This window comes from Flavobacterium qiangtangense (assembly GCF_042658345.1).
GTDB lineage: Bacteria > Bacteroidota > Bacteroidia > Flavobacteriales > Flavobacteriaceae > Flavobacterium > Flavobacterium qiangtangense.
Genome location: NZ_JBHSQB010000004.1, coordinates 288,664 through 310,110, shown reverse-complemented (window position 1 = coordinate 310,110; position 21,447 = coordinate 288,664). Strand labels below are relative to the sequence as shown.

The 21,447-nt window shown below is 36.9% G+C and carries 25 protein-coding genes, 1 tRNA gene and 1 riboswitch; of the genes, 13 read left to right on the top strand and 13 right to left on the bottom strand.

The features are described 5' to 3' along the window. Positions 1 to 31: 31 nt before the first annotated feature. A riboswitch (SAM-I-IV-variant riboswitch) is annotated at positions 32 to 128 on the bottom strand. Between the two features lie 150 nt (positions 129 to 278). From ACFPVY_RS04525 to ACFPVY_RS04480, 10 genes are all read right to left on the bottom strand, one after another. Continuing rightward, entirely contained in the window at positions 279 to 1,160 is an 882-nt protein-coding gene (locus ACFPVY_RS04525) for a pirin family protein (protein WP_379790591.1), read from the bottom strand. Positions 1,161 to 1,226: 66 nt separating this feature from the next. Continuing rightward, entirely contained in the window at positions 1,227 to 1,712 is a 486-nt protein-coding gene (locus tag ACFPVY_RS04520) for a DNA-deoxyinosine glycosylase (RefSeq protein WP_379790590.1), read from the bottom strand. Between the two features lie 128 nt (positions 1,713 to 1,840). Then, positions 1,841 to 2,713 (bottom strand): succinate--CoA ligase subunit alpha, encoded by an 873-nt coding sequence (gene sucD / locus ACFPVY_RS04515; protein WP_379790589.1) that lies wholly within the window; start codon positions 2,711 to 2,713, stop codon positions 1,841 to 1,843. Positions 2,714 to 2,808: 95 nt separating this feature from the next. Continuing rightward, entirely contained in the window at positions 2,809 to 3,171 is a 363-nt protein-coding gene (locus tag ACFPVY_RS04510; protein WP_379790588.1) for a nuclear transport factor 2 family protein, read from the bottom strand. Positions 3,172 to 3,173: 2 nt separating this feature from the next. Further along, on the bottom strand, positions 3,174 to 4,103 hold the full coding sequence (locus tag ACFPVY_RS04505; protein ID WP_379790587.1) for a UDP-3-O-(3-hydroxymyristoyl)glucosamine N-acyltransferase: 930 nt from the start codon (positions 4,101 to 4,103) through the stop codon (positions 3,174 to 3,176). 96 nt (positions 4,104 to 4,199) lie between these two features. After that, on the bottom strand, positions 4,200 to 4,766 hold the full coding sequence (efp, locus tag ACFPVY_RS04500; protein ID WP_379790586.1) for an elongation factor P: 567 nt from the start codon (positions 4,764 to 4,766) through the stop codon (positions 4,200 to 4,202). Between the two features lie 113 nt (positions 4,767 to 4,879). Beyond that, positions 4,880 to 5,665 carry an acyl-ACP--UDP-N-acetylglucosamine O-acyltransferase gene (lpxA, locus tag ACFPVY_RS04495; RefSeq protein WP_125011687.1) on the bottom strand — a complete coding sequence of 262 codons (786 nt, stop codon included), beginning with the start codon at positions 5,663 to 5,665 and terminating at the stop codon, positions 4,880 to 4,882. Between the two features lie 10 nt (positions 5,666 to 5,675). Next, entirely contained in the window at positions 5,676 to 7,064 is a 1,389-nt protein-coding gene (locus ACFPVY_RS04490; protein ID WP_379790584.1) for a bifunctional UDP-3-O-[3-hydroxymyristoyl] N-acetylglucosamine deacetylase/3-hydroxyacyl-ACP dehydratase, read from the bottom strand. Then, positions 7,057 to 8,100 (bottom strand): UDP-3-O-(3-hydroxymyristoyl)glucosamine N-acyltransferase, encoded by a 1,044-nt coding sequence (gene lpxD, locus ACFPVY_RS04485; protein WP_379790583.1) that lies wholly within the window; start codon positions 8,098 to 8,100, stop codon positions 7,057 to 7,059. Before lpxD ends, ACFPVY_RS04490 begins: the two co-directional genes overlap by 8 nt. A 30-nt stretch (positions 8,101 to 8,130) precedes the next feature. Then, complete coding sequence (locus tag ACFPVY_RS04480; RefSeq protein WP_379790581.1) at positions 8,131 to 9,369, bottom strand: HD domain-containing protein; 1,239 nt, start codon at positions 9,367 to 9,369, stop codon at positions 8,131 to 8,133. 167 nt (positions 9,370 to 9,536) lie between these two features. Here ACFPVY_RS04480 and ACFPVY_RS04475 point away from each other — a divergent pair, with 167 nt between their 5' ends. The 3 genes from ACFPVY_RS04475 (at position 9,537) to ACFPVY_RS04465 (ending at position 10,531) form a co-directional block, all read left to right on the top strand. Next, complete coding sequence (locus ACFPVY_RS04475) at positions 9,537 to 9,854, top strand: hypothetical protein (protein ID WP_379790579.1); 318 nt, start codon at positions 9,537 to 9,539, stop codon at positions 9,852 to 9,854. Positions 9,855 to 9,940: 86 nt separating this feature from the next. Then, positions 9,941 to 10,279: a hypothetical protein gene (locus tag ACFPVY_RS04470; protein ID WP_379790578.1), complete on the top strand. Its 339-nt coding sequence runs from the start codon at positions 9,941 to 9,943 to the stop codon at positions 10,277 to 10,279. Between the two features lie 105 nt (positions 10,280 to 10,384). Further along, the gene (locus tag ACFPVY_RS04465; protein ID WP_379790577.1) at positions 10,385 to 10,531 is read left to right on the top strand and encodes a hypothetical protein; all 147 of its coding nucleotides are present in this window, start codon (positions 10,385 to 10,387) and stop codon (positions 10,529 to 10,531) included. 112 nt (positions 10,532 to 10,643) lie between these two features. Here the strand turns inward: ACFPVY_RS04465 and ACFPVY_RS04460 are convergent, their stop codons facing one another. Together ACFPVY_RS04460 and ACFPVY_RS04455 are read right to left on the bottom strand one after the other, a co-directional pair. Continuing rightward, complete coding sequence (locus ACFPVY_RS04460) at positions 10,644 to 10,889, bottom strand: hypothetical protein (protein WP_379790576.1); 246 nt, start codon at positions 10,887 to 10,889, stop codon at positions 10,644 to 10,646. Positions 10,890 to 11,020: 131 nt separating this feature from the next. Further along, positions 11,021 to 11,284, bottom strand: a complete 264-nt coding sequence (locus tag ACFPVY_RS04455; protein ID WP_379790574.1) for a hypothetical protein — start codon at positions 11,282 to 11,284, stop codon at positions 11,021 to 11,023. 507 nt (positions 11,285 to 11,791) lie between these two features. On the opposite strand from ACFPVY_RS04455, the gene porX reads away from it, so the two are divergent. The 5 genes from porX to ACFPVY_RS04430 all read left to right on the top strand — a co-directional run bounded on the left by porX (position 11,792) and on the right by ACFPVY_RS04430 (position 15,672). Continuing rightward, entirely contained in the window at positions 11,792 to 13,345 is a 1,554-nt protein-coding gene (porX, locus tag ACFPVY_RS04450; protein WP_379790572.1) for a T9SS response regulator signal transducer PorX, read from the top strand. 12 nt (positions 13,346 to 13,357) lie between these two features. Then, complete coding sequence (tsaE, locus tag ACFPVY_RS04445) at positions 13,358 to 13,765, top strand: tRNA (adenosine(37)-N6)-threonylcarbamoyltransferase complex ATPase subunit type 1 TsaE (RefSeq protein ID WP_379790571.1); 408 nt, start codon at positions 13,358 to 13,360, stop codon at positions 13,763 to 13,765. 136 nt (positions 13,766 to 13,901) lie between these two features. After that, on the top strand, positions 13,902 to 15,095 hold the full coding sequence (locus ACFPVY_RS04440) for an alanine dehydrogenase (protein ID WP_379790570.1): 1,194 nt from the start codon (positions 13,902 to 13,904) through the stop codon (positions 15,093 to 15,095). A 29-nt stretch (positions 15,096 to 15,124) separates the two neighbouring features. Beyond that, positions 15,125 to 15,511: a DUF4258 domain-containing protein gene (locus ACFPVY_RS04435; protein ID WP_379790569.1), complete on the top strand. Its 387-nt coding sequence runs from the start codon at positions 15,125 to 15,127 to the stop codon at positions 15,509 to 15,511. 86 nt (positions 15,512 to 15,597) lie between these two features. Beyond that, positions 15,598 to 15,672: transfer RNA gene (locus ACFPVY_RS04430), tRNA-Val, on the top strand. A 170-nt stretch (positions 15,673 to 15,842) separates the two neighbouring features. On the opposite strand, the gene ACFPVY_RS04425 is transcribed toward ACFPVY_RS04430, so the two are convergent. After that, positions 15,843 to 16,739, bottom strand: coding sequence for a helix-turn-helix domain-containing protein (locus ACFPVY_RS04425; protein WP_379790568.1), 897 nt, complete (start codon positions 16,737 to 16,739; stop codon positions 15,843 to 15,845). Between the two features lie 182 nt (positions 16,740 to 16,921). On the opposite strand from ACFPVY_RS04425, the gene ACFPVY_RS04420 reads away from it, so the two are divergent. The 5 genes from ACFPVY_RS04420 to ACFPVY_RS04400 are packed head-to-tail and all read left to right on the top strand — an operon-like array spanning position 16,922 to position 21,447. Then, entirely contained in the window at positions 16,922 to 17,779 is an 858-nt protein-coding gene (locus tag ACFPVY_RS04420; RefSeq protein ID WP_379790567.1) for an aldo/keto reductase, read from the top strand. Positions 17,780 to 17,788: 9 nt separating this feature from the next. After that, on the top strand, positions 17,789 to 18,934 hold the full coding sequence (locus ACFPVY_RS04415; protein ID WP_379790566.1) for an aldo/keto reductase: 1,146 nt from the start codon (positions 17,789 to 17,791) through the stop codon (positions 18,932 to 18,934). Positions 18,935 to 18,954: 20 nt separating this feature from the next. Continuing rightward, positions 18,955 to 19,938, top strand: coding sequence for an aldo/keto reductase (locus ACFPVY_RS04410; protein ID WP_379790565.1), 984 nt, complete (start codon positions 18,955 to 18,957; stop codon positions 19,936 to 19,938). A 49-nt stretch (positions 19,939 to 19,987) separates the two neighbouring features. Further along, positions 19,988 to 20,986 (top strand): alpha/beta hydrolase, encoded by a 999-nt coding sequence (locus ACFPVY_RS04405; protein ID WP_379790563.1) that lies wholly within the window; start codon positions 19,988 to 19,990, stop codon positions 20,984 to 20,986. Positions 20,987 to 21,003: 17 nt separating this feature from the next. Beyond that, the gene (locus ACFPVY_RS04400; RefSeq protein WP_379790561.1) at positions 21,004 to 21,447 is read left to right on the top strand and encodes a nuclear transport factor 2 family protein; all 444 of its coding nucleotides are present in this window, start codon (positions 21,004 to 21,006) and stop codon (positions 21,445 to 21,447) included.

Genomic DNA, 21,447 nt, shown 5'->3' with positions numbered 1-21,447 from the left:
CACGACGAAAAGCTAACCGAAAAGAAATTGTGAAAACAACATTTTTTCCAAAGGATTTGGCTTATCGTTTTAGCACCTTGCTTGTTGCTGCAGGTTGCTATCTCTTTATGAGATTCGTGATAACGGATGCAAAGATAGATTTTATATTGAATTTAATTTAATCAGAATGCGATTTTTATGAATAATCAATAACAATCGAAATAAAAGTGTAACTCTCATAAAAATAAAAATGCTTTGCTGAATTATCAACAAAGCATTTTTTAAATTTTCGTTAAAATCTACCGATGTATTTCTGGCATAACTACATAACTGTCATCTTCTGGAACTTTTGGAAACTCTTTTTTTCTCCAACGTTCTTTGGCAACTTCTAGTTTTTCATTGCTTGAAGAAACAAAATTCCAATAAATAAAACGTTCTTCGGGTAACGGCTGTCCGCCAAAAAGAATAACGTGCGTATTTGGCATCAAGGTCATTGAACAAGCATCGTCTAATTTCGAAACCAGCATATTTCCTTTTTCAACGTGGTGCTCACAAGCTTGGATGGCTCCTTCTACAACACAAATTCCGATTTCTCCAAACAATTGACCTTCAGTATGTAAAAGATATTCATCTTCAGTTTTAATTTCAACCATAAACAAATCAGAATGAACCGGAACTGGCGATTCTTTTCCGTAACCTTTTCCTGCGACTAATGTAAAATCAGTTGTTCCATCTTTCCATCTTGGCAAATCATTTCTGTCAAAATGATGGAATTCTGGCTGCATATCTTCTTTTTCTTTGGGCAAAGCAACCCAAATTTGATAACCGTGAACATCGTGCTCCGAGCCATCTCTGAGTGTCGCAGGAGTTCTTTCGGTATGCGTGACGCCGTTTCCAGCAATCATCCAATTTACAGAACCTGGAGCTATTTTTTGTTCAGTTCCAAGGCTGTCTTTGTGCATAATTTCGCCTTCCAATAAAAAAGTCAAAGTCGCCAAACCAATGTGTGGATGCTGACCAACGTCCATGTAATGTTCAGGTCCCATTTTTGCCGGACCCATGTGATCAATGAAAATAAACGGACCGACCATTCTTTTCTTGCGAAACGGCAAAAGTCTTCCGACTAAAAAATCTCCGATATCACGTGGTCTTTCTTCTATTATTAGGTCTATGTTGGACATGTTTTTTTGGGTTTAGGGTTTTGGGTAATGGGTTCAAGTGTTTTGTGAGCAATCTAAATTACAAAATTATTTTAATGCTTCTATAATTGCTTCCCATTCTGATAATTTCTGTAAAAAACTTTTGGAAGCGTTCGCTCCGCTTGGCGAAGGAAGAATTGTGTATTTTAAATCTGATTTTCTTCCGATATATTTATCATAATAATTTGACGCATTTTTACTTGAGAAAAAGACGTGTTTTATGTTTGGGTACGTTTTATGGAAGCTCTCAAAATCATTTGGCACTTCGTTTTTGATATTACTGTCAAGGCTTCCTGTTCTTTCGCAGAATTCTAAAACATCCCAAAGAGCGATGTCATTTTCTATCAATAATTGCTTTTTTTCGGCAAAAGTTTCGGGCAAAGGTTGGTCAAATAATGTAAAAAGTAATTTCCAAAAACTATTTCCTTTGTTTCCATAATATTCTTGTAATTCCAACGACTTTTCCCCTGGCATTGTTCCAAGAATTATGATTTTGGAATCTTCGTTTACGAATGGTGCAAAAGCTTTTTTCATTTCTTAAAAGTAAAAATTAACGCAGAGAAACACAAAGATTTTTTGCAAAGATTTGCGAAATTGATTTTTTAGGTACAAAAAAAGCCTCACAAAAATTGCGAGGCTTTCTATATAAATTTATAGAAAAATTATCCCATGATTTCTTTTACTTTTTTACCGATTTCTGCAGGAGAATCAACAACGTGGATGCCGCATTCTCTCATGATGCGTTTTTTAGCTTCTGCTGTATCATCAGCACCACCAACAATTGCACCAGCGTGACCCATTGTTCTTCCTTTTGGAGCAGTTTCTCCAGCGATGAATCCAACAACTGGTTTTCTGTTACCGTCTTCTTTAACCCATTTTGCAGCATCAGCTTCTAATTGTCCACCAATTTCACCGATCATAATGATACATTCCGTTTCTGGATCATTCATCAACAATTCAACCGCTTCCTTAGTTGTTGTTCCAATAATTGGATCTCCACCGATACCGATCGCTGTTGTGATTCCCAAACCTTGTTTTACAACTTGGTCAGCAGCTTCATAAGTTAAAGTTCCAGATTTTGAAACGATACCAACATTACCTTTTTTGAAAACGAAACCTGGCATGATACCAACTTTAGCTTCACCTGGAGTAATTACACCTGGACAGTTTGGCCCGATTAAACGGCATTCTTTATTTTGGATATAAGCGTAAGCTTTGATCATATCTGCAACCGGAATTCCTTCTGTAATCGTGATAATTACTTTAATTCCAGCATCAGCAGCTTCCATAATTGCATCAGCAGCAAAAGCTGGCGGTACAAAAATGATTGTTGTGTCAGCGCCAGCTTGTTCAACAGCATCTTTAACTGTGTTGAAAACTGGACGATCTAAATGCGTAGTTCCACCTTTTCCAGGAGTTACCCCACCAACAACGTTTGTACCATATTCAATCATTTGAGAAGCGTGAAAAGTTCCTTCGCTTCCTGTAAAACCTTGAACAATTATTTTAGAATCTTTATTGACTAAAACGCTCATAATATATTTTTTAAATTTATTTTTTGAAATAGTGATGCAAAAGTAAGGTTTTGATGCCTAATTGAAAAGTTTTTTAAGCTTTATATTCGAACAAATTATGACAGCTGGCTCATTTGAAATCCCCTGAATAATTTATCTTCTTTTATTTCCCAAATGACCATAAAATGAGCTAAAAGCATTTCTTCTCTTGGGTTTTCAAATGTCTTTACATAGTGAGAATAACGCACAGAAACTTGATTGTCTTCTTCTAAAATATGACTTATTCTGATTTTTGATCTCACATAAGCAATGCTCAATTCAGAAGATAGCGCCAAGATTTCAGCAAGATTCATCTGAAGAAAACCCTTTGAGCTGTTCCAATCTAAAATTACTTCAGGATGTAAAAAAGATTCCATCGCTTTTATGTCAAGAAGTACATCTGATTTGTAAAAATTCTGAACAATTTCTTTTGCAGTCATCTTTATTTCAGTTTATTAAGAATATCTGGAATTTGTTTTAAGTGTGCCAACTGTTTCAGCTTCTCGCGAGATTCTTCAACCGGGGTTCCAAAATATGTTTTTCCGCCCTGAATTGATTTTGAAACTCCTGTCTGTCCTAAAACAACAGCCTTTGTTCCTATTGTGATACCGCTTGTTGTTCCAACTTGTCCCCAAAGCGTCACTTCATCTTCGATAATTACACAACCCGCAATTCCGGTTTGTGCTGCAATTAAGCATTTTTTACCAATAACTGTATCGTGTCCAACGTGAACTTGATTATCGATTTTTGTTCCTTCGCCAATTGTTGTATCGCCAGTAACGCCTTTATCGATGGTACAAAGCGCCCCGATGCCGACATTATTTTCAATAACAACTCTTCCGCCAGAAATCAATTGGTCAAAACCAGATTCTCGTTTTTTATAATAAAAAGCGTCTGCCCCAAGAATTGTTCCGGCGTGAATAATCACGTTATCGCCAATTATCGTATTGTCATAAATCGAAACATTGGCGTGAATAATACAGTTTTTACCAATTTTCACATTGTTTCCTATAAAACAATTTGGCTGAATGAAAGTATTTTCACCAATCTCAGCACTTAAAGAAATGGAAACAGTTGTTCCTTGAAATGGCCTGAAATGTCGTGTCAATTTATTAAAATCCCTAAAAGGATCGTCAGAAATCAAAAGCGCTTTTCCGTCAGGACATTCAACATTTTTATTAATCAAAATAATTGTCGCCGCTGAATTCAAAGCTTTGTCATAATATTTTGGATGATCAACAAAAACAATATCTCCAGGTTCTACGACGTGAATTTCATTCATTCCGAGGACTTGAAAATTGCCATCACCAACAAATTCGCAATCGATTAAGTTGGCAATTTCTTTAAGCGTATGTATGTTTGGGAACTTCATATATTTAATTAGAGAATGTGAAAATTAGATAATTAGATAATCCACAATATAGTGAACTTTCTAATTATCTAATTATCTAATTTATTAATCGTCTAATTATTCCTTAACACGCTCCATATAAGAACCTGAAGCGGTGTCGATTTTGATTTTATCACCTTCATTAATGAACAAAGGTACGTTTACAGTTGCTCCTGTTTCCACAGTTGCTGGTTTTGTAGCATTTGTCGAAGTATTTCCTTTAACACCTGGCTCAGAATAAGTTACCTCTAATACAACAGAAGCCGGCATATCAACAGATAAAGGTGCTTCTGTCTCTGCATTGATAATCACTTTTACCGTTGTTCCTTCTTTTAATAAATCTGGAGCATCAAGAATTGCTTTGTTCAATTGAATTTGTTCGTACGATTCTGTATGCATGAAGTTATACAAATCACCTTCTGCATATAAGTATTGAAATTCATGCGTTTCAACACGAACTTCATCAATTTTATGTCCAGCAGAAAAAGTGTTATCTAAAACTTTTCCGTTTGTTAAGCTTTTCAATTTTGTTCTCACGAAAGCTGGGCCTTTTCCTGGTTTAACGTGTAAGAACTCAATAATTTTATAAATATCGTGGTTAAATTTGATACACAATCCGTTTCTAATATCTGATGTACTTGCCATTTTTGTTTTTTGTTTATTTGTTGAACTACTTCAACTGTTTGTTTGTTATTTTTTAATCGTAACGGTTTTTGACTTTCGACTTTATAACGTTAAGACTTTTGACTTATTTGTGACTAATAAATTCCGGTATATCCTTTCATTACTCCTCTTGACGAATTTCTGATAAAAAGAATGATTTCATCACGTTCTGGAGTTGCTTCCATTTCAGCTTCAATAATTCCCAAAGCTTGAGTCGTATTGTAATTCTTTTGGTACAAAATTCTATAAATATCTTGAATCTCACGGATTTTCTCTGGTGTAAAACCTCTCCTTCTCAATCCGACAGAATTAATCCCTACGTAAGAAAGAGGTTCTTTAGCCGCTTTTGTATATGGTGGAACATCTTTTCTAACCAATGAACCGCCAGAAATCATTGCGTGATCTCCGATGCTGATGAATTGGTGAATTGCTGCCAAACCTCCAATAATTGCATAATTTCCAACAGTCACGTGACCTGCCAAAGCTACTCCGTTTACAATAATTGCGTTATCGCCGATGTGGCAATCGTGCGCAATGTGTGCGGTTGCCATAACAAGACAGTTTTTTCCAATGGTTGTCTGCCCCGAAGCCACGGTTCCTCTGTTGATAGTTACACATTCTCTGATCGTAGTATTGTCGCCAATAATTGCCAAAGAATCTTCGCCACCAAATTTTAAATCCTGTGGCACTGCAGAAATTACAGCACCTGGAAATATATTGCAGTTTTTACCGATTCTTGCTCCTTCCATAATCGTCACGTTGGATCCAATCCAAGTTCCGTCACCAATAACCACATTATTATGGATAGTTGTGAACGGTTCGATTACAACGTTTTTCGCGATTTTTGCGCCTGGATGAACGTATGCTAACGGTTGATTCATAAATTTTTTTTTAGTTAATTTTAGCGATTTGCGCCATTAATTCTGCTTCTGCAACCAATTTTCCGTTGGCGTAAGCGTTCGCTTGCATGTGACAAATTCCTCTTCTAATTGGAGAAATCAAATCACATTTAAAAGTCAATGTGTCACCAGGCAAAACTTTGTGCTTGAATTTCACATTGTCAATTTTCATAAAATAAGTAAGGTAATTTTCAGGATCTGGAACCGAGCTTAAAATTAAGATTCCTCCAGATTGCGCCATGGCTTCCACAATAATAACGCCTGGCATTACTGGCGCTCCAGGAAAATGTCCTACGAAAAAACTTTCGTTCATCGTTACATTTTTCATACCAACCACGTGCGTATCAGACATTTCGATAATTCTGTCGATAAACAAAAACGGTGGTCTGTGAGGCAAAATGCTCATGATTTTATGAATATCCATCAAAGGTTCTTGGTTTAAATCATAAACCGGAACTTGATTTCTTTGTTCTGTTTTGATAATCTTAGACAATTTTTTTGCGAATTGCGTATTCACAAAATGTCCTGGTTTATTTGCAATTACTTTTCCCTTAATTCGAGTTCCGATCAAGGCCAAATCACCGATAACGTCAAGTAATTTGTGACGTGCGGCTTCGTTTGGATAATGCAAAGTCAGGTTGTCCAAAATTCCGTTTGGCTTCACTGATATTTTTTCTTTTCCAAAAGCCACTTTCAGGTTTTCCATCGTGCTTTCAGAAATCTCTTTGTCAACATAAACAATAGCATTGTTCAAATCGCCACCTTTGATAAGTCCGTTTTCAAGCAGCGCTTCCAATTCGTGTAAAAAACTAAAGGTTCTGGAATCAGCAATTTCTGACTTGAAATCTGTAATATTTTTCATCGTTGCATTTTGAGTTCCTAAAACTTTAGTCCCAAAATCAACCATTGCAGTAACTTGATAATCGTCAGACGGCATCACAAGAATTTCGCTTCCTGTGGCTTCATCGGTATAAGAAATCACTTCTTTTACTACATAAATTTTTCGTTCTGCATCTTGATCAACAATTCCTGCTTTTTCAATTGCTTCTACAAAAAACTTTGAAGAACCGTCCATAATTGGTGGCTCAGAAGCGTCTAGTTCAATGATCACATTGTCAACATCACAACCAATGAACGCCGCCAAAACGTGTTCAGAAGTCTGGATTTTCACTCCTTTTTTCTCTAAATTAGTGCCTCGTTGTGTATTTACAACATAATTTGCATCGGCTTCGATAATTGGATGACCTTCTAAATCAACTCTCACAAAAGTAAAACCATTGTTTACCGGAGCAGGCTTGAACGTCATTTTTACTTCCTTTCCAGTATGAAGTCCGACACCTGTCAAAGAAACTTCGTTCTGAATAGTTTTTTGCTTAACCATTGTTTATGCTATTTTCGTTTGTTACTTGTTTTTTGATAGTGTCTAAATCTGATACTATTTTTGGTAAATTCTTAAAGTGTACGTAAGATTTATTGAATTCGGCATAGCCAAGACTTGGAGTTCCTTGAACTACTTCGCCATCTTTAAGATTTTTTGAAACGCCAGACTGCGCTTGAATTCTAACGTTGTTGCCAATCGTCAAATGGCCAACAATTCCCACTTGACCACCAATCTGGCAACCTGATCCAATTTTTGTGGAACCCGCAACTCCAGTTTGTGCGGCAATTACTGTGTTTTCGCCAATTTCAACATTGTGTGCGATTTGAATTTGGTTGTCAAGCTTCACTCCTTTTCGAATTACTGTAGAACCCAAAGTCGCTCTGTCAATCGTTGTACAAGAACCGATATCCACGTTGTCTTCAATAATCACATTTCCAATTTGTGGCACTTTGCTGTAAACTCCTTCCTCATTTGGAACAAATCCAAAACCGTCTGAACCAATAATTGAACCCGAGTGAATGACGCAATTTTTGCCGATTTCAGTTTCAGAATAAATCCTTGCTCCTGCAAAAATGATCGTATTGTCTCCTATCGAAACGTTATCGCCCACAAAACTATTGGGATAAATCTTTACATTTTCGCCAATCGTTACATTTTTTCCAAGATAACAAAAGCTTCCCAAATACAGGTTTTCGCCATAAGTTACACCTTCAGAAATCACCGACGGTTGTTCAATTCCAGACTTCATCAGCTTTACCTGATTGTAATATTCCAATAATTTTGAGAATGATTTATAGGCGTCTTCCACCTTAATAAGTGTAGTCGTGATAGGCGATTCAGGCGTAAATGTGTTATTTACGATGGTGATTGTCGCTTGAGTCGTGTATATATAGTTAAGATACTTTGGATTTGCCAAAAATGTCAGCGATCCTTCGGAACCTTCTTCAATCTTCGATAGCTTAAAAACGGTAGCATTTGGATCTCCAACTACTTCACCTTCTAAAATACCTGCTATTTGTTCTGCTGTGAATTTCATCCTGACAAAAATATAAAAATTTGAATTTATTTATGAATTTTCCGCAAGTACTTTTGGAAAACAAATAAAATATTTGGTTACGGGCTTTGAAAGCGCCTTTAAATTTAATTGATCCGAAGCTTCCACAACGTCTTCAATCGTTTTATCTTTCTTTAAAATCTTGATTGGTTCTGCATCTTTATTATACGCTTGATTTTTTATTTTTCCTTTAAAAATAAAATATGAAGCTTCATCTTTTGAGATTCCGAAGAAATTGGTCAGCTTTGATTTTAATTCTTCAACATCTTCTGTCGTATATTTTTCACTGTTCAATTTTATCTTCAATAAATCTCTGTTGATGATCATCTTGCTCAATGTTTTCAAGATAAAATCGTCGTTATTCTGCCAAGATTTTAAGGCCGAAATAATATCAGAATCATCCAACTGAGAAAACAAATCCAACGTCTTGTCATCAAAATTCTCCAATTCCACCTTATTATGAAGAAAAAACGACAACGGTTCTGAACAAGTAAGATTGATTCCTTTTTGAGTCAATTCTTTGGCACGTTTTAAAGTCTTCGTCAAAATCAATTCGGCAACCAAACTCGTTTTGTGCAAATAGGCCTGCCAGTACATTAAACGTCTGGCCATCAAAAATTTCTCAACCGAATAAATTCCTTTTTCTTCAATAACCAATAAATCGTCAACCACATTCATCATCTGAATCAATCGGTCTGAATTGATATTTCCTTCGGCAACGCCAGAATAAAAACTGTCGCGTTTCAAGTAATCCATTCGATCCATATCTAATTGGCTTGAAATCAATTGCAACATAAATTTTCGGTGGTATTCACCTTTAAAAACTTTTATGGCCAAGGTCAATTGTCCGCCAAATTCTGCATTTAATTTATCCATAAACAACAGCGAAATCGCTTCGTGATTTACATTCTCAACGATGCTGTGTTCCATCGCGTGCGAAAAAGGTCCGTGGCCGATGTCGTGCAAAAGAATCGCAATCAACAGTGCTTTTTCTTCTTCGTCGGAAATTTCAGTTCCTTTAAAACGCAACACTTCAACGGCTTTTTGCATAATGTGCATACAGCCTAAAGCATGATGAAATCTCGTGTGATGCGCTCCAGGATAAACTAAATATGAAAGTCCCATTTGAGAAATTCTGCGTAATCGCTGGAAATAAGGATGCTGGATTAAATCATACAGCAGCGTATCTGGAATGGTTATGAATCCGTAAATCGGGTCGTTAAATAACTTTAATTTATTGGTATGGCTCACTTTTTCTGAAATTGGAGTACAAATATAAGGAAGTTGGGCTGTTTTAAATCAAAAACCTTCAATTAACAATCATTATGATTTGCAGTTAAATTGCCGTTAATTGGATTGATTTCTTGCAAAAAGACAATTTTTAAGTCGTAAATTTAAGTAAACCAAAAATTCAAGCTATGAAAAATTTATTTATGGGAATTGCATTTTTTGCCTTTACCGGAATTGCAAGCGCCCAAACCGATATAGGAGATGAAATTGAAAACAATCAAGATCGAATTCAGCAACAACCTCCCAGAGATACGCAACGTTCAACAGAAAGAGCGGCAAAAGTAGAAGCTACAAAACAGCAAAGCGAGGCTGAAATTGATGCAGAAAAAGCGGCGAAAGACAAAGGACAATCAAAAAATTATACAAAGGTAAATCCAGATAAGATTTCACCTCAAAAAATTGACAGCACGCGAGGCGTTCAGCCCGTTAAGAAACCGAGAAATTAATAATTCATTATTAAGAGTATTGAAGAAAAGGTCTCCTAGTAGTTCAGGAGACCTTTTTTAAGATTTAGAAACAAAAACCAAACGCTATGGAACAAGATCGCTACAAAAGAGAAGACCAACCTCGTGATATAAATCCGAAGGAAGTCAACCGGAAAGACGATGCAAAAGACATCAAGTCGCAAGAGAAAATTGAAATTAAGGAAAGCGGACTTGGCAGAGATCAAGGCCAAACTCCCGCAGATGAACACGTGGAGGGAATTTCTCAAATTGATAAGGGAACCAAAAATCTGCACGATGAAAAACGAGCTAGTGAAGAGAAATATGATTTAAATTCAAAGGAAATTCCAGAGGAAGACAATCGTGACAAAGGCGATTCTACTGAAGATTGGAATGCGCAAAACAACCGAAGCGGAAGACACAAATAGTTAAACAATTCTAAAAATTTTGTAAAAAAATCTTATTTAAATGTAAGTAGGATTTTTTTGTTTTTTGGAAATTTGAAATTGAACAATCACAAAATCAATTTCAAAATGAAAAAAAGTACCACACTTTTATACTTGGCTTTATTGCTTGGTATATTAATCGGAGCCTGCACGCCGTGTGACGATGGCGATCCAGCTGATTCAAATTCGGTTGAATTAAACCAAACACATATCGACTCATCTAGCGTTGATTAGATAGTAATTATTTCTTTAAAAAAAGTTAGGTCCCTTTTAACCAAGCTTTTTTTAGCAACAAAAAAGCTCGTCATTTCTGGCGAGCTTTATATTTTAGTTTTTTGTTGAATGATTAAACTTGCGGGTTTATGTCGATGATTACCCTTGGTTCCTGAATTCTTAAATTTGATTTATTAAATGGATGCGCCCGATAATCAACGTGGTCTTCATTTAATGAATCTTCGAACATTTTTTGGGCTTTAGCATTGAATTCTTCTGACTCCAAATACTTTAAGTTTTGTGCATTGTTAAAGGCAACGATATTGCTTCCGCCATACCAAGCCTCATTCCCTTCAAATGGTTGTTTGTTTGCTTCCATAATGTCAAGGATTTAAGTTATAAATTAAATTTATTACTCAAAGGTACAAATTTTTCAAATCCCTGAAAAACAAAAGTTTATATATTTTAAAACATAAAAAAAGCGTATCGATTTGATACGCTTTTCGGGGTTTATTGTTCTGGGGAAATTCCAGTATCTGTTCTTGGAAGTCGGTCTCTTACAGATGTTTTTGAAACGCTTCTGTTTTTGTATTCCACATCTTCGTCGTCTTCATCAGCGTTATTTGTAACGTCAGCTTCTTTTGAAGAAAATGCCTCTGAATTCAAATCTTTTAAATTCTGCTTGTTGTGAAATTCAAGCGTACTGTCTTTCGAAAAATCTGGTTCTTCATTTGACTTTTTTTTGTCGTCGCGGTGGTCGTGATTCGTTGCCATAATATGTCTGTTTAATTGTTATTTCTATATTTATAAAGTTCCGCTTTTTGATAGAATTTTGCATTACAGCATTTTGCGGAATTGTTACAAGATTTTTTTGATAGCGTTTATCGACAAGATTGGGACTGACCTTTCCAAAAATGCAAATGGTTTGCCAAGTAGCCCCGATGGTGCCTTTGTTTGAGCTCTTGCTTTGGCGTTAGAAAAAGCAAAGCGAGTGGCACCAGCGGGAATTGCGATTACTGAAAATGCCTGAGGATTCGCTTTTTAAAAATTACCGCAGATTCGCAGATTTCTTTTTGCCACAGATTAAAAGGATTCAAATGATTTTATAAAAGACGACCCAAAGAAATCTGTGAAAATCTATGAAATCATTGGCAAAAAAATAAAAAATAATCTGCGAATCTGCGGTAAAAGTCACCTTTTTATTTTACATAAATTTTAAGAGATTCAAATCGCAAAAGTGTTAAATTGCAAGGCATTATTACTGACACAAATTGCCACAATATGGACAAAATAAAGATACTTTGGGTTGATGACGAAATTGATTTGCTCAAGCCACACATACTATTCTTAGAGAAAAAAAACTATGACGTGACCACGTGCAACAACGGACGTGACGCGATTGATATTTTTGAGGAAGGCAATTTTGATATTGTTTTTTTAGACGAAAATATGCCTGGAATGAGCGGTTTGGAAACGCTTTCTGAGATGAAAGAAAAAAAATCAGCGACTCCCGTAATTATGATCACGAAAAGTGAGGAAGAATATATTATGGAGGAAGCAATTGGTTCAAAGATTGCAGATTATTTGATCAAGCCGGTGAACCCGAATCAGATTTTGTTGAGCTTGAAAAAGAACTTGGATCACACAAGGTTGGTTTCTGACAAAACGACTTTAGATTATCAAAAGGAATTCCGCAAGATTTCGCTGGAATTGTCAATGGTAAATTCGTATGAAGATTGGATCGAATTGTACAAAAAACTGCTGTATTGGGAACTGGAATTGGAAAATATCGACGACCAAAGTATGTTCGAAATCTTGGAATCCCAAAAAGTGGAAGCCAATTCTCAATTTGGGAAATTTATTGAAAGAAACTATGAAGATTGGTACCAGCCAAAAGCAGACAAGCCGGTTTTATCGCACACGCTTTTTAAGGAATTAGTCGTTCCGGAATTAAAGAAAAAAGACCGTCCTATTTTATTTGTGGTGATTGATAATTTGCGTTATGACCAATGGAAAGCCTTTGAAAGCGTGGTGAACAACCACTATAAATTGGAAAAAGAAACGCCTTATTATGCGATTCTTCCAACGGCTACGCAATATGCGAGGAATGCCATTTTCTCTGGTTTGACACCTTTGGAAATGGAGAAAAAATATCCGCAGTATTGGAAAAATGATGTGGAAGAAGGCGGAAAAAATCTATTCGAAGCTGAATTTTTGACAGAACAATTGCGTCGTTTGGGAATGAATATCAAGCAAGATTATTTCAAGATCACGAATTTTGCCGGTGGAAAAAAATTGGTTGAAAATTTCAAGACACTAAAAAACAACGACTTAGTTACTATTGTCTATAATTTTGTCGATATGCTTTCTCACGCCAAAACAGAAATGGATGTTGTGAAAGAATTGGCTTCGAATGATAAGGCATATCGCTCGCTGACACTGAGTTGGTTCAAGAATTCTCCGCTTTTAGAAATCATTCAACAGGCACAACAAATGGGCTTTAGATTGGTTTTGACCACAGACCACGGAACAATTAATGTAAAAAATCCGTCGAAAGTTATTGGCGATAGAAACACAAGCTTGAACCTTCGATACAAAACGGGACGAAGCTTGACGTATGAAGACAAAGACGTTTATGCGATAAAAGATCCAAAAAGTGTGCAATTGCCTGCCATAAATATGAGCAGTTCTTATATTTTTGCAAAAAATGATTACTTCTTGGCGTATGTCAATAATTACAATCATTATGTCAGCTATTACCGAAACACCTATCAGCACGGCGGAATTTCATTGGAAGAAATGATTATTCCGTTCTTGGTGTTCAACCCAAAATAAGTCTTTAAATCAATGGAAATACAGTTTAAACTTGACGAAATTAATCAAGTTGCTCAAGAAATAATTGCCCAAAAACCACACAAAGTGATTTTGTTTCACGGAGAAATGGGCGCCGGAAAAACCACGCTGATAAAAGCTTTGTCAAAAACTCTAGGCGTTGCGAATGCCACATCAAGCCCGACTTTTTCGTTGGTGAATGAATATGAAGCCGACAACGGAGATTTAGTATATCATTTTGACGTTTACCGCTTGAATAGCGAAGCAGAAGCATATGACATGGGCATCGACGAATATTTGTATTCTGGAGAATGGTGCTTTATTGAATGGGCAGAAAAGATTCCGAGTTTGATTCCTTCAGAGCATTCTACAGTTACCTTAAAAGTGGGAAAAGACGGAAAAAGAACGCTTACTTTAAAATAAATTATCAATTAACCCTGTCAGAATTTAAAATCCTGACAGGGTAATTTATTTAAAAAATCCAAAACTTTTTCTAACATTTGCATTAGTCCAATTCATAACTTTTTCTTATTTTAGTACATTAATTTACAGCGGAACTATGTCATTTACACCATTTACAAAACAGCAGTTGATGCCTCAAGAGGAAAAACTGGAAGTCGCACGCAAAAAAAGCGACCTGTTTATCGGAATCCCAAAAGAATCTTCCCATCAGGAACGCCGAATTTGCTTGACTCCTGACGCTGTAAAGTCAATGGTTTCTCACGGACATCGAATTTTAATTGAAGCTGGCGCTGGCGAAAGTTCTAGTTATACAGATCAAGAATACAGCAAAGCCGGTGCTGAAATTACGCAAGACACCAAAAAAGTTTTCGGTTGCCCGATGATCTTAAAAGTCGAACCGCTTACTTTGCCCGAAATTGAAATGATGAACAGCAATTCGCTTGTCATTTCAGCACTTCAAATTAAAACTCGAAAGAAAGAATATTTTGAAGCGCTTACAAAAAAGAAAATCACAGCCTTAGCTTTTGAGTTTATAAAAGACGATGACGGTTCGTATCCAGCCGTAAAATCATTAAGCGAAATTGCGGGAACAGGTTCCATCTTGATTGCTGCCGAATTAATGATCAACAATCAATTTGGAAAAGGCTTGCTATTCGGAAATATTACTGGCGTTCCTCCTACTGAAGTTGTAATTATTGGAGCTGGAACTGTGGCAGAATTCGCTGCAAGAACAGCAATTGGTTTAGGTGCGAATGTAAAAGTTTTTGACAATTCGATTACCAAATTAAGAAGACTTCAGAATAATTTGAGCCAGAGAATTTTCACTTCAACAGTACAGCCAAATTCACTTTTAAAAGCTTTAAGACGTTGCGATGTGGCCATTGGAGCCATGAAAGGAAAAGACCGTTGCCCAGTTATTGTGACCGAAACAATGGTGGAACACATGAAAAAAGGCGCCGTGATTGTGGACGTAAGCATTGACACTGGCGGTTGTTTCGAAACTTCAGAAGTAACGACTCACGAAAAACCTACTTTTATAAAAAACAACGTAATTCATTATTGCGTCCCAAATATTCCTTCTCGATATTCAAAAACGGCTTCGCTTTCCATCAGTAATATTATCACGCCTTACTTATTGCAAATTGCCGAAGACGGCGGTATCGAAAGCGCAATTAGGATTAACAATGGCCTTAAAAATGGCGTTTATCTTTACCATGGAATTTTAACTAAAAAAGCCATTGGCGACTGGTTTGATTTACCAGGAAGCGACATCAATTTAATTGTTTTTTAGTGGTATATTTGCACCAAAATTAAAATTCAATGAAGTTTTCCGTTCGTTTAGCTTACTATTTAGGAGGTTTATTATTAGGAACCGTTTTTGTAGTTTATTTTCTCCAAGCAAAAGCAGATGCAAGAGATGTAAGTTTTTGTTATTTTCCGAATTGTAGGGTTTTACAAGATTTAAGAAGCAAATCTCTTGAAATTGCTCCAAAAGCAGATTCTATTTTTCAGAAAAAATGGGTAAATCTTGACGATGTTAAGAAAACAATGGACTATGGCGACGTAGATTTTTCAATCAGCAACAAACCTTTTGAAGGCGGAAAAATTTACTTCATCGAGGGCAAAAACACTAAAGGCGAATCAATTACGGTTACAATGGTAAACTATGAAAAGAAAGTAGTTTTAACCGACATCAAAAAAGATTAAAAAAAATTAAAAAAAGCCTTGCAGAAACAAATACTTCGTGTATATTTGCACTCGCAATCAAGGCAAACACTACGATTGTAAAAATAGGGCGATTAGCTCAGCTGGTTCAGAGCACCTCGTTTACACCGAGGGGGTCGGGGGTTCGAACCCCTCATCGCCCACCGATTAACTCCTTAAGAAATTAAGGAGTTTTTTGTTTTAGTAATTTCTGTCGCAGTAGAATATTTTAATGTTGATTAAAAGAGTTGATATTAAAACTGATGTTGGCCTATCAGTGGCAACTCCAGCCATGCGAAGACAAATAGAATATAGTTTAGCTAAATTAATGTAATTAATTCAAATTCCTAAATTCATTCGGAGTCATACCTGTTCTTTGCTTAAACAACCTATTAAAATGCTGTGGATATTTAAACCCCAAATCATAAGCAATCTGGCTGATTGACTTGCCACCATCAAAAACTTTTTCTTTGGCCACATCAATGATCTTATTTTGAATGTATTCTTGTGCCGTTTTTCCTGTTTCCTTTTTGATCAAATCTCCAAAATAATTGGCAGAAAGATGTAACTCATCGGCACAATATGAAACCGAAGGAAGTCCCACAGAATATGGCTTTTCTGAAGAAAAATAAGTATTAAGCAAATCTTCAAAACGCTCCAAAATTCCTTGGTTTACATTTTCCCTCGTAATAAACTGGCGGTCATAAAAACGCTCGCAATAGTTGAAAAACAATTCGATATTGGAAGCTACCAACTTTTTGCTGTGCTTATCAACAGACTGTTGCAATTCATAATTTATCTTCGAAAAAAGATCCAAAACCAACTGCTGTTCTTTCGCTGATAAATGAAGCGCTTCGTTCGTATTATAACTAAAAAAATTATAGTCCGAAATAATCTTTCCAAGAGCCGTTCCGTGCAATAAATCGGGATGAAAAACCAATCCGTGACCGCTTGGCTGGTAAGTGTCAATCTTGTTTTCTACATCCACAACTTGCCCAGGAGAAACAAAAACCAAAGTGCCTTGCTGATAGTCATAAGTGGCACGGCCATATTTTAAATCGCCGCATTTTACGTCTTTCAAAAATATGCAATACAAGTTAAAATTCATTTTTGAACCAGTCCTTTCATGCGCTTTAGAAAAATCGATAACGCTTACCAAAGGATGCAGAGTTTCGTGATTATTAAACTTATTATAATCGTCAACTGTCTCAAAATTAACTACCTTATTCATTTATTTTGTATTTTTATTAGACAAAACTACATATTAAATTGCTTCCTTTCTACTCACAATCTCAATATCAGTAATAATGGTTATAAAAGCAGTAATCCATATACAAACAAGACCGCCTTCAATTAAGAACTTTGTATTAATAAATTGAAAATCAGTTTAGGACAATAAAATATTTACGAATTATGGACTTTATAAAATTAAATAACGGATTAGAGATGCCAATTTTAGGGTTTGGAGTTTTTCAGATTCCAGACCAAAAAGAATGCGAGCAAGCAGTTTTAGATGCTATTGAAACCGGATACAGATTGATTGATACGGCCGCATCTTATGGAAATGAGGAAGCGGTTGGAAATGCGATCAAAAAAAGCGGTGTTCCAAGAGAAGAACTTTTCATTACCACCAAACTTTGGGTTCAAGATGCAGGCTATGAAAACACGCTGAAAGCTTTTGAAAAATCCTTAAAAAAATTGCAACTGGATTATTTGGATTTATACCTAATCCACCAGCCTTATGGCGACGTCTTTGGATCTTGGAAAGCAATGCAGGAACTTTATAATTCTGGAAAAATAAAAGCGATCGGAGTTGCCAACTTTCATCCCGACAGAATTGCCGATTTAATTTCCAACAGTGGATTTACGCCGGCAATCAACCAGATTGAAACACATCCTTTTCACCAGCAATTGGAATTACAGAAATTTTTAGCAGAAAACGATGTTCAGATTCAATCTTGGGGTCCGTTTGCGGAGGGAAAAAACAATATTTTTCAGAATGAAGTACTTGCTTCAATCGGAAGAAAATATGATAAATCAGTGGCGCAAGTCATTCTTCGCTGGTTAACACAACGAAATGTTGTTGCCATTCCAAAGTCGGTCCGTAAAGAAAGAATGGCTGAAAACTTCAATATTTTTGATTTTGAACTTTCTTCAGAAGACATTCAGAACATACAGAGGTTAGACACCAATGTGAGTTTATTTTTTGATCACAGAGACCCGAATATGGTCAAATGGTTAAGCGAGTACAAAATTAATGATTCAAAATAACACCAAAAAATGAACCGTAGAGATATTTTAAAAACCGTTGGATTGGCCGCCGCTGGAACTGCCTTTTTGCCCCTAGATTCTTTAGCCAAGGCATCGTCACTGAATTTTACAAATAATGATAATCTGAAAGACACCTTGGCAAGTCGCAGAAAACTTGGCAAATCATTGGAAGTTTCTGCCATTGGTTTAGGCGTTCAAAATATGAGCAGAACTTACCAGATGACGATTCCCACTCGAACTGAAATGCACAATATCATCCGAAAAGCTTTTGATAACGGTGTTACGCTTTTTGATGCCGCTGAAGCATACGGACCTTTTGAAGTGGAAAAAATTTTGGGCGAAGGCGTTGCTTCCTTTCGAGACAAAATTGTTATTGAGACCAAATTCGGATGGAATATCGACCAGCAAACAGGTCAACGTTTGCCTGGCCTTAACAGCAAGCCCGAACACATCAAAATCGTTGTGGAAGGAATGCTAAAGCGGCTTAAAACAGATCGAATCGATTTATTGTTCCAGCATCGCGTGGATCCAGAAGTTCCGATTGAGGATGTTGTGGGAACCATTAAAGATTTGATGAAGGAAGGAAAAGTTTTGCATTACGGACTTTCAGAACCGGGCGTGCAAACCGTGAGAAGAGCACACGCTATTCATCCCGTAACGGCAATCCAGAACGAGTATTCTTTATTGTGGCGCGGTCCTGAGGAAAAAATTATTCCGCTTTGCGAGGAATTAGGAATCGGTTTTGTGCCTTGGAGTCCGCTTGGCGTGGGATTTTTGACTGGTGCGATTGATGCAGCGACAGGTTTTGCGCAAGGAGATATTCGTGGCAATGAAAGCCGCTTCTCCAAAGAAAATATGCCGAATAATTTGGCTTTGGTTACAATTCTTAAAGATTGGGCAAAAAAGAAAAATGCCACACCCGGACAGATTTCACTTGCTTGGCTTTTACACCAAAAACCTTGGATCGTACCGATTCCGGGAACGACTCAAATGGCACACATTTTAGAAAATAACGGAGCTTCCGCAATTAAATTTTCTGCGGATGAATTACGGCAATTCAATAAGGAAGTAAATGCTGTCAAAATTTTAGGCGAAAGACTGCCTGCTTTTGTACAGCAATTTTCAGATGTGGAAGCGCCTCTGAAAAAGAACTAATTATAATTTAAAAGAACAAAATGGAAAAGAGAATACTAGGAAAAAATGGCTTGGAAGTATCAGCATTAGGTTTAGGATGCATGGGATTGAGCTTTGGATATGGAAAACCGACAGAAAAACAGGAAGCCATCCAATTAATTAAAGCGGCCTACGAACAAGGAATTACATTTTTTGACACCGCGGAATGTTACGGACCTTTTGCCAATGAAGAATTATTGGGAGAAGCATTGAAATCATTTAGAAAAGATATAGTTATTGCTACAAAATTTGGATTTCAGGATGGCGATTCCTCAAAAGGATTGGACAGCAGTCCGGCAAGAATCAGAAAAGTGGTTGACGAGTCCTTGAAAAGATTGCAAACCGATTATATCGACCTGCTTTACCAGCACAGAGTAGACCCAAATGTCCCGATTGAAGATGTGGCTGGAACAGTCAAAGATCTGATCCAAGAAGGAAAAGTAAAGCATTTTGGCCTATCAGAAGCTGGCGCGCAAACTATCAGAAAAGCAAACGCAGTACAGCCTGTAACCGCTTTGCAGAGCGAATATTCTTTATTTTACCGCGAGCCAGAAAAAGAAATCATCCCGACTTTAGAAGAATTGGGAATTGGTTTTGTGCCTTTCAGCCCATTAGGAAAAGGATTTTTGACTGGAGCGATCAACGAAACAACTCAGTTCGAAAAAAATGATTTCAGAAATATTGTTCCAAGATTCTCCGAAGAAAACCGCAAGGCAAACCAGGCTTTGGTCGATTTATTGAAATCAATCGCTACTGAAAAGAATGCTACTCCGGCACAAATTGCATTGGCTTGGCTTTTGGCCCAAAAACCTTGGATCGCACCAATTCCGGGAACCACAAAGCAAGATCGTTTGAAAGAAAATATCGGCGGTGCTTCCGTACTATTGACTGAAGATGATTTGGCTATTATTGAAACTGCCGCAGAAAAAATTAAAATTGTAGGGGAACGCTATCCGCAACATCTGCAGAAAAACGTTGGAAAATAAGATGAAAAAGATAAAATCAATTTTTACAATATTATTTACAATAACGAGCATGATAGCAACAGCACAGGAAAAAACAAAAAAACCATTCGGATTGGTTTATGGAGACGCGATCAAGGAAAATGTAAAAGGTAAAGTGAATATTCATCCAGTAACATACAAATTAAACGGTATTGATATCGCCGCAAATGTCTATACTCCTGCAAATTATGAGACATCAAAAAAATATCCCGCGGTTGTGGTCGCACATCCAAACGGCGGCATAAAAGAGCAGACTGCGGGATTGTATGCGCAACGCTTGGCAGAAAATGGATACATCACCATCGCGGCCGATGCAGCATTTCAAGGAGCAAGCGGTGGCGAACCGCGCCACACAGACAAACCTTTCTATCGAGTTGAAGACATCCACGGAATGGCTGATTTTATTTCGAAATATCCTGGAGTTGACGCCAATCGTTTGGGCGCTTTCGGAATTTGTGGCGGTGGCGGTTATACGTTGAAAGCAGCACAATCTGACAAAAGATTTAAAGCTGTCGCAACTTTAAGCATGTTCAATTCAGGCGAAGTCAGACGAAACGGTTTTCAGAATACTGCTTTGGCTACAATCCAAGATCGTCTGAAACAGGCTTCTGACGCGCGCGCTCAAGAAACTTCTGGCGGAAAAACAATTTATGCAGGTGTCGCAAGCATCACCGATGAAGAAATTGAAAAAACACCAACTGACTTGTATCGTGAAGGTTATGTTTATTATTACAGAACGCACGCGCATCCAAATTCAACATTTTTATACACGATGAGCAGCATGCTAGACCTGATGACTTGGGATGCCACAAGTAATATCGATTTGATCAACCAGCCGTTACTGATGATGGCAGGAAGCAAAGCCGATACAAAATACATGACGGATGAAGCTTTCCCCAAGGCAGTAAATGCAAAAACAAAAGAGCTTTTTGTCATTGACGGAGCTACGCACATCCAGACGTATTGGAAGCCAGAATATGTAAGCCAAGCGGCAACTAAACTGGTAGATTTCTTCGGAAAAAACATTTAATATAACCCTAAAAACTTATGAAAACAATACACAAAATAGCTTTTTTGATGATTATGAGTACACAACTGTCATTCGCACAAAGTTCTGAAGATCAAAAAATTATGCAGCTTTCAAAAGACAAATGGCAATGGATGTCTGATAAAAATGTAGAAACGCTTGCTGCTCTTTTTGACGAAAAATCGGTGTTCGTTCACATGGGCGGCTCTTGGGGGAAACAGCAAGAAATTGACGTCATTAAAAATGGCGGCATCTGGTATAAAAAAGCAACTATCCACGATGTTTCTGTAAATATAATCGACAACACGGCAATCATTCTCACCAAAATGGATTTACTCGCTGTTGTTGGTGGAAATGAAGTGACCAATCCGTTTATTGTAACCGAAGTTTATATAAAAAAAGACGGAAGCTGGAAATTGGGTTCGCTTTCGTTTACTAAAACTTTAAGTCCTTCGGGGAAATAA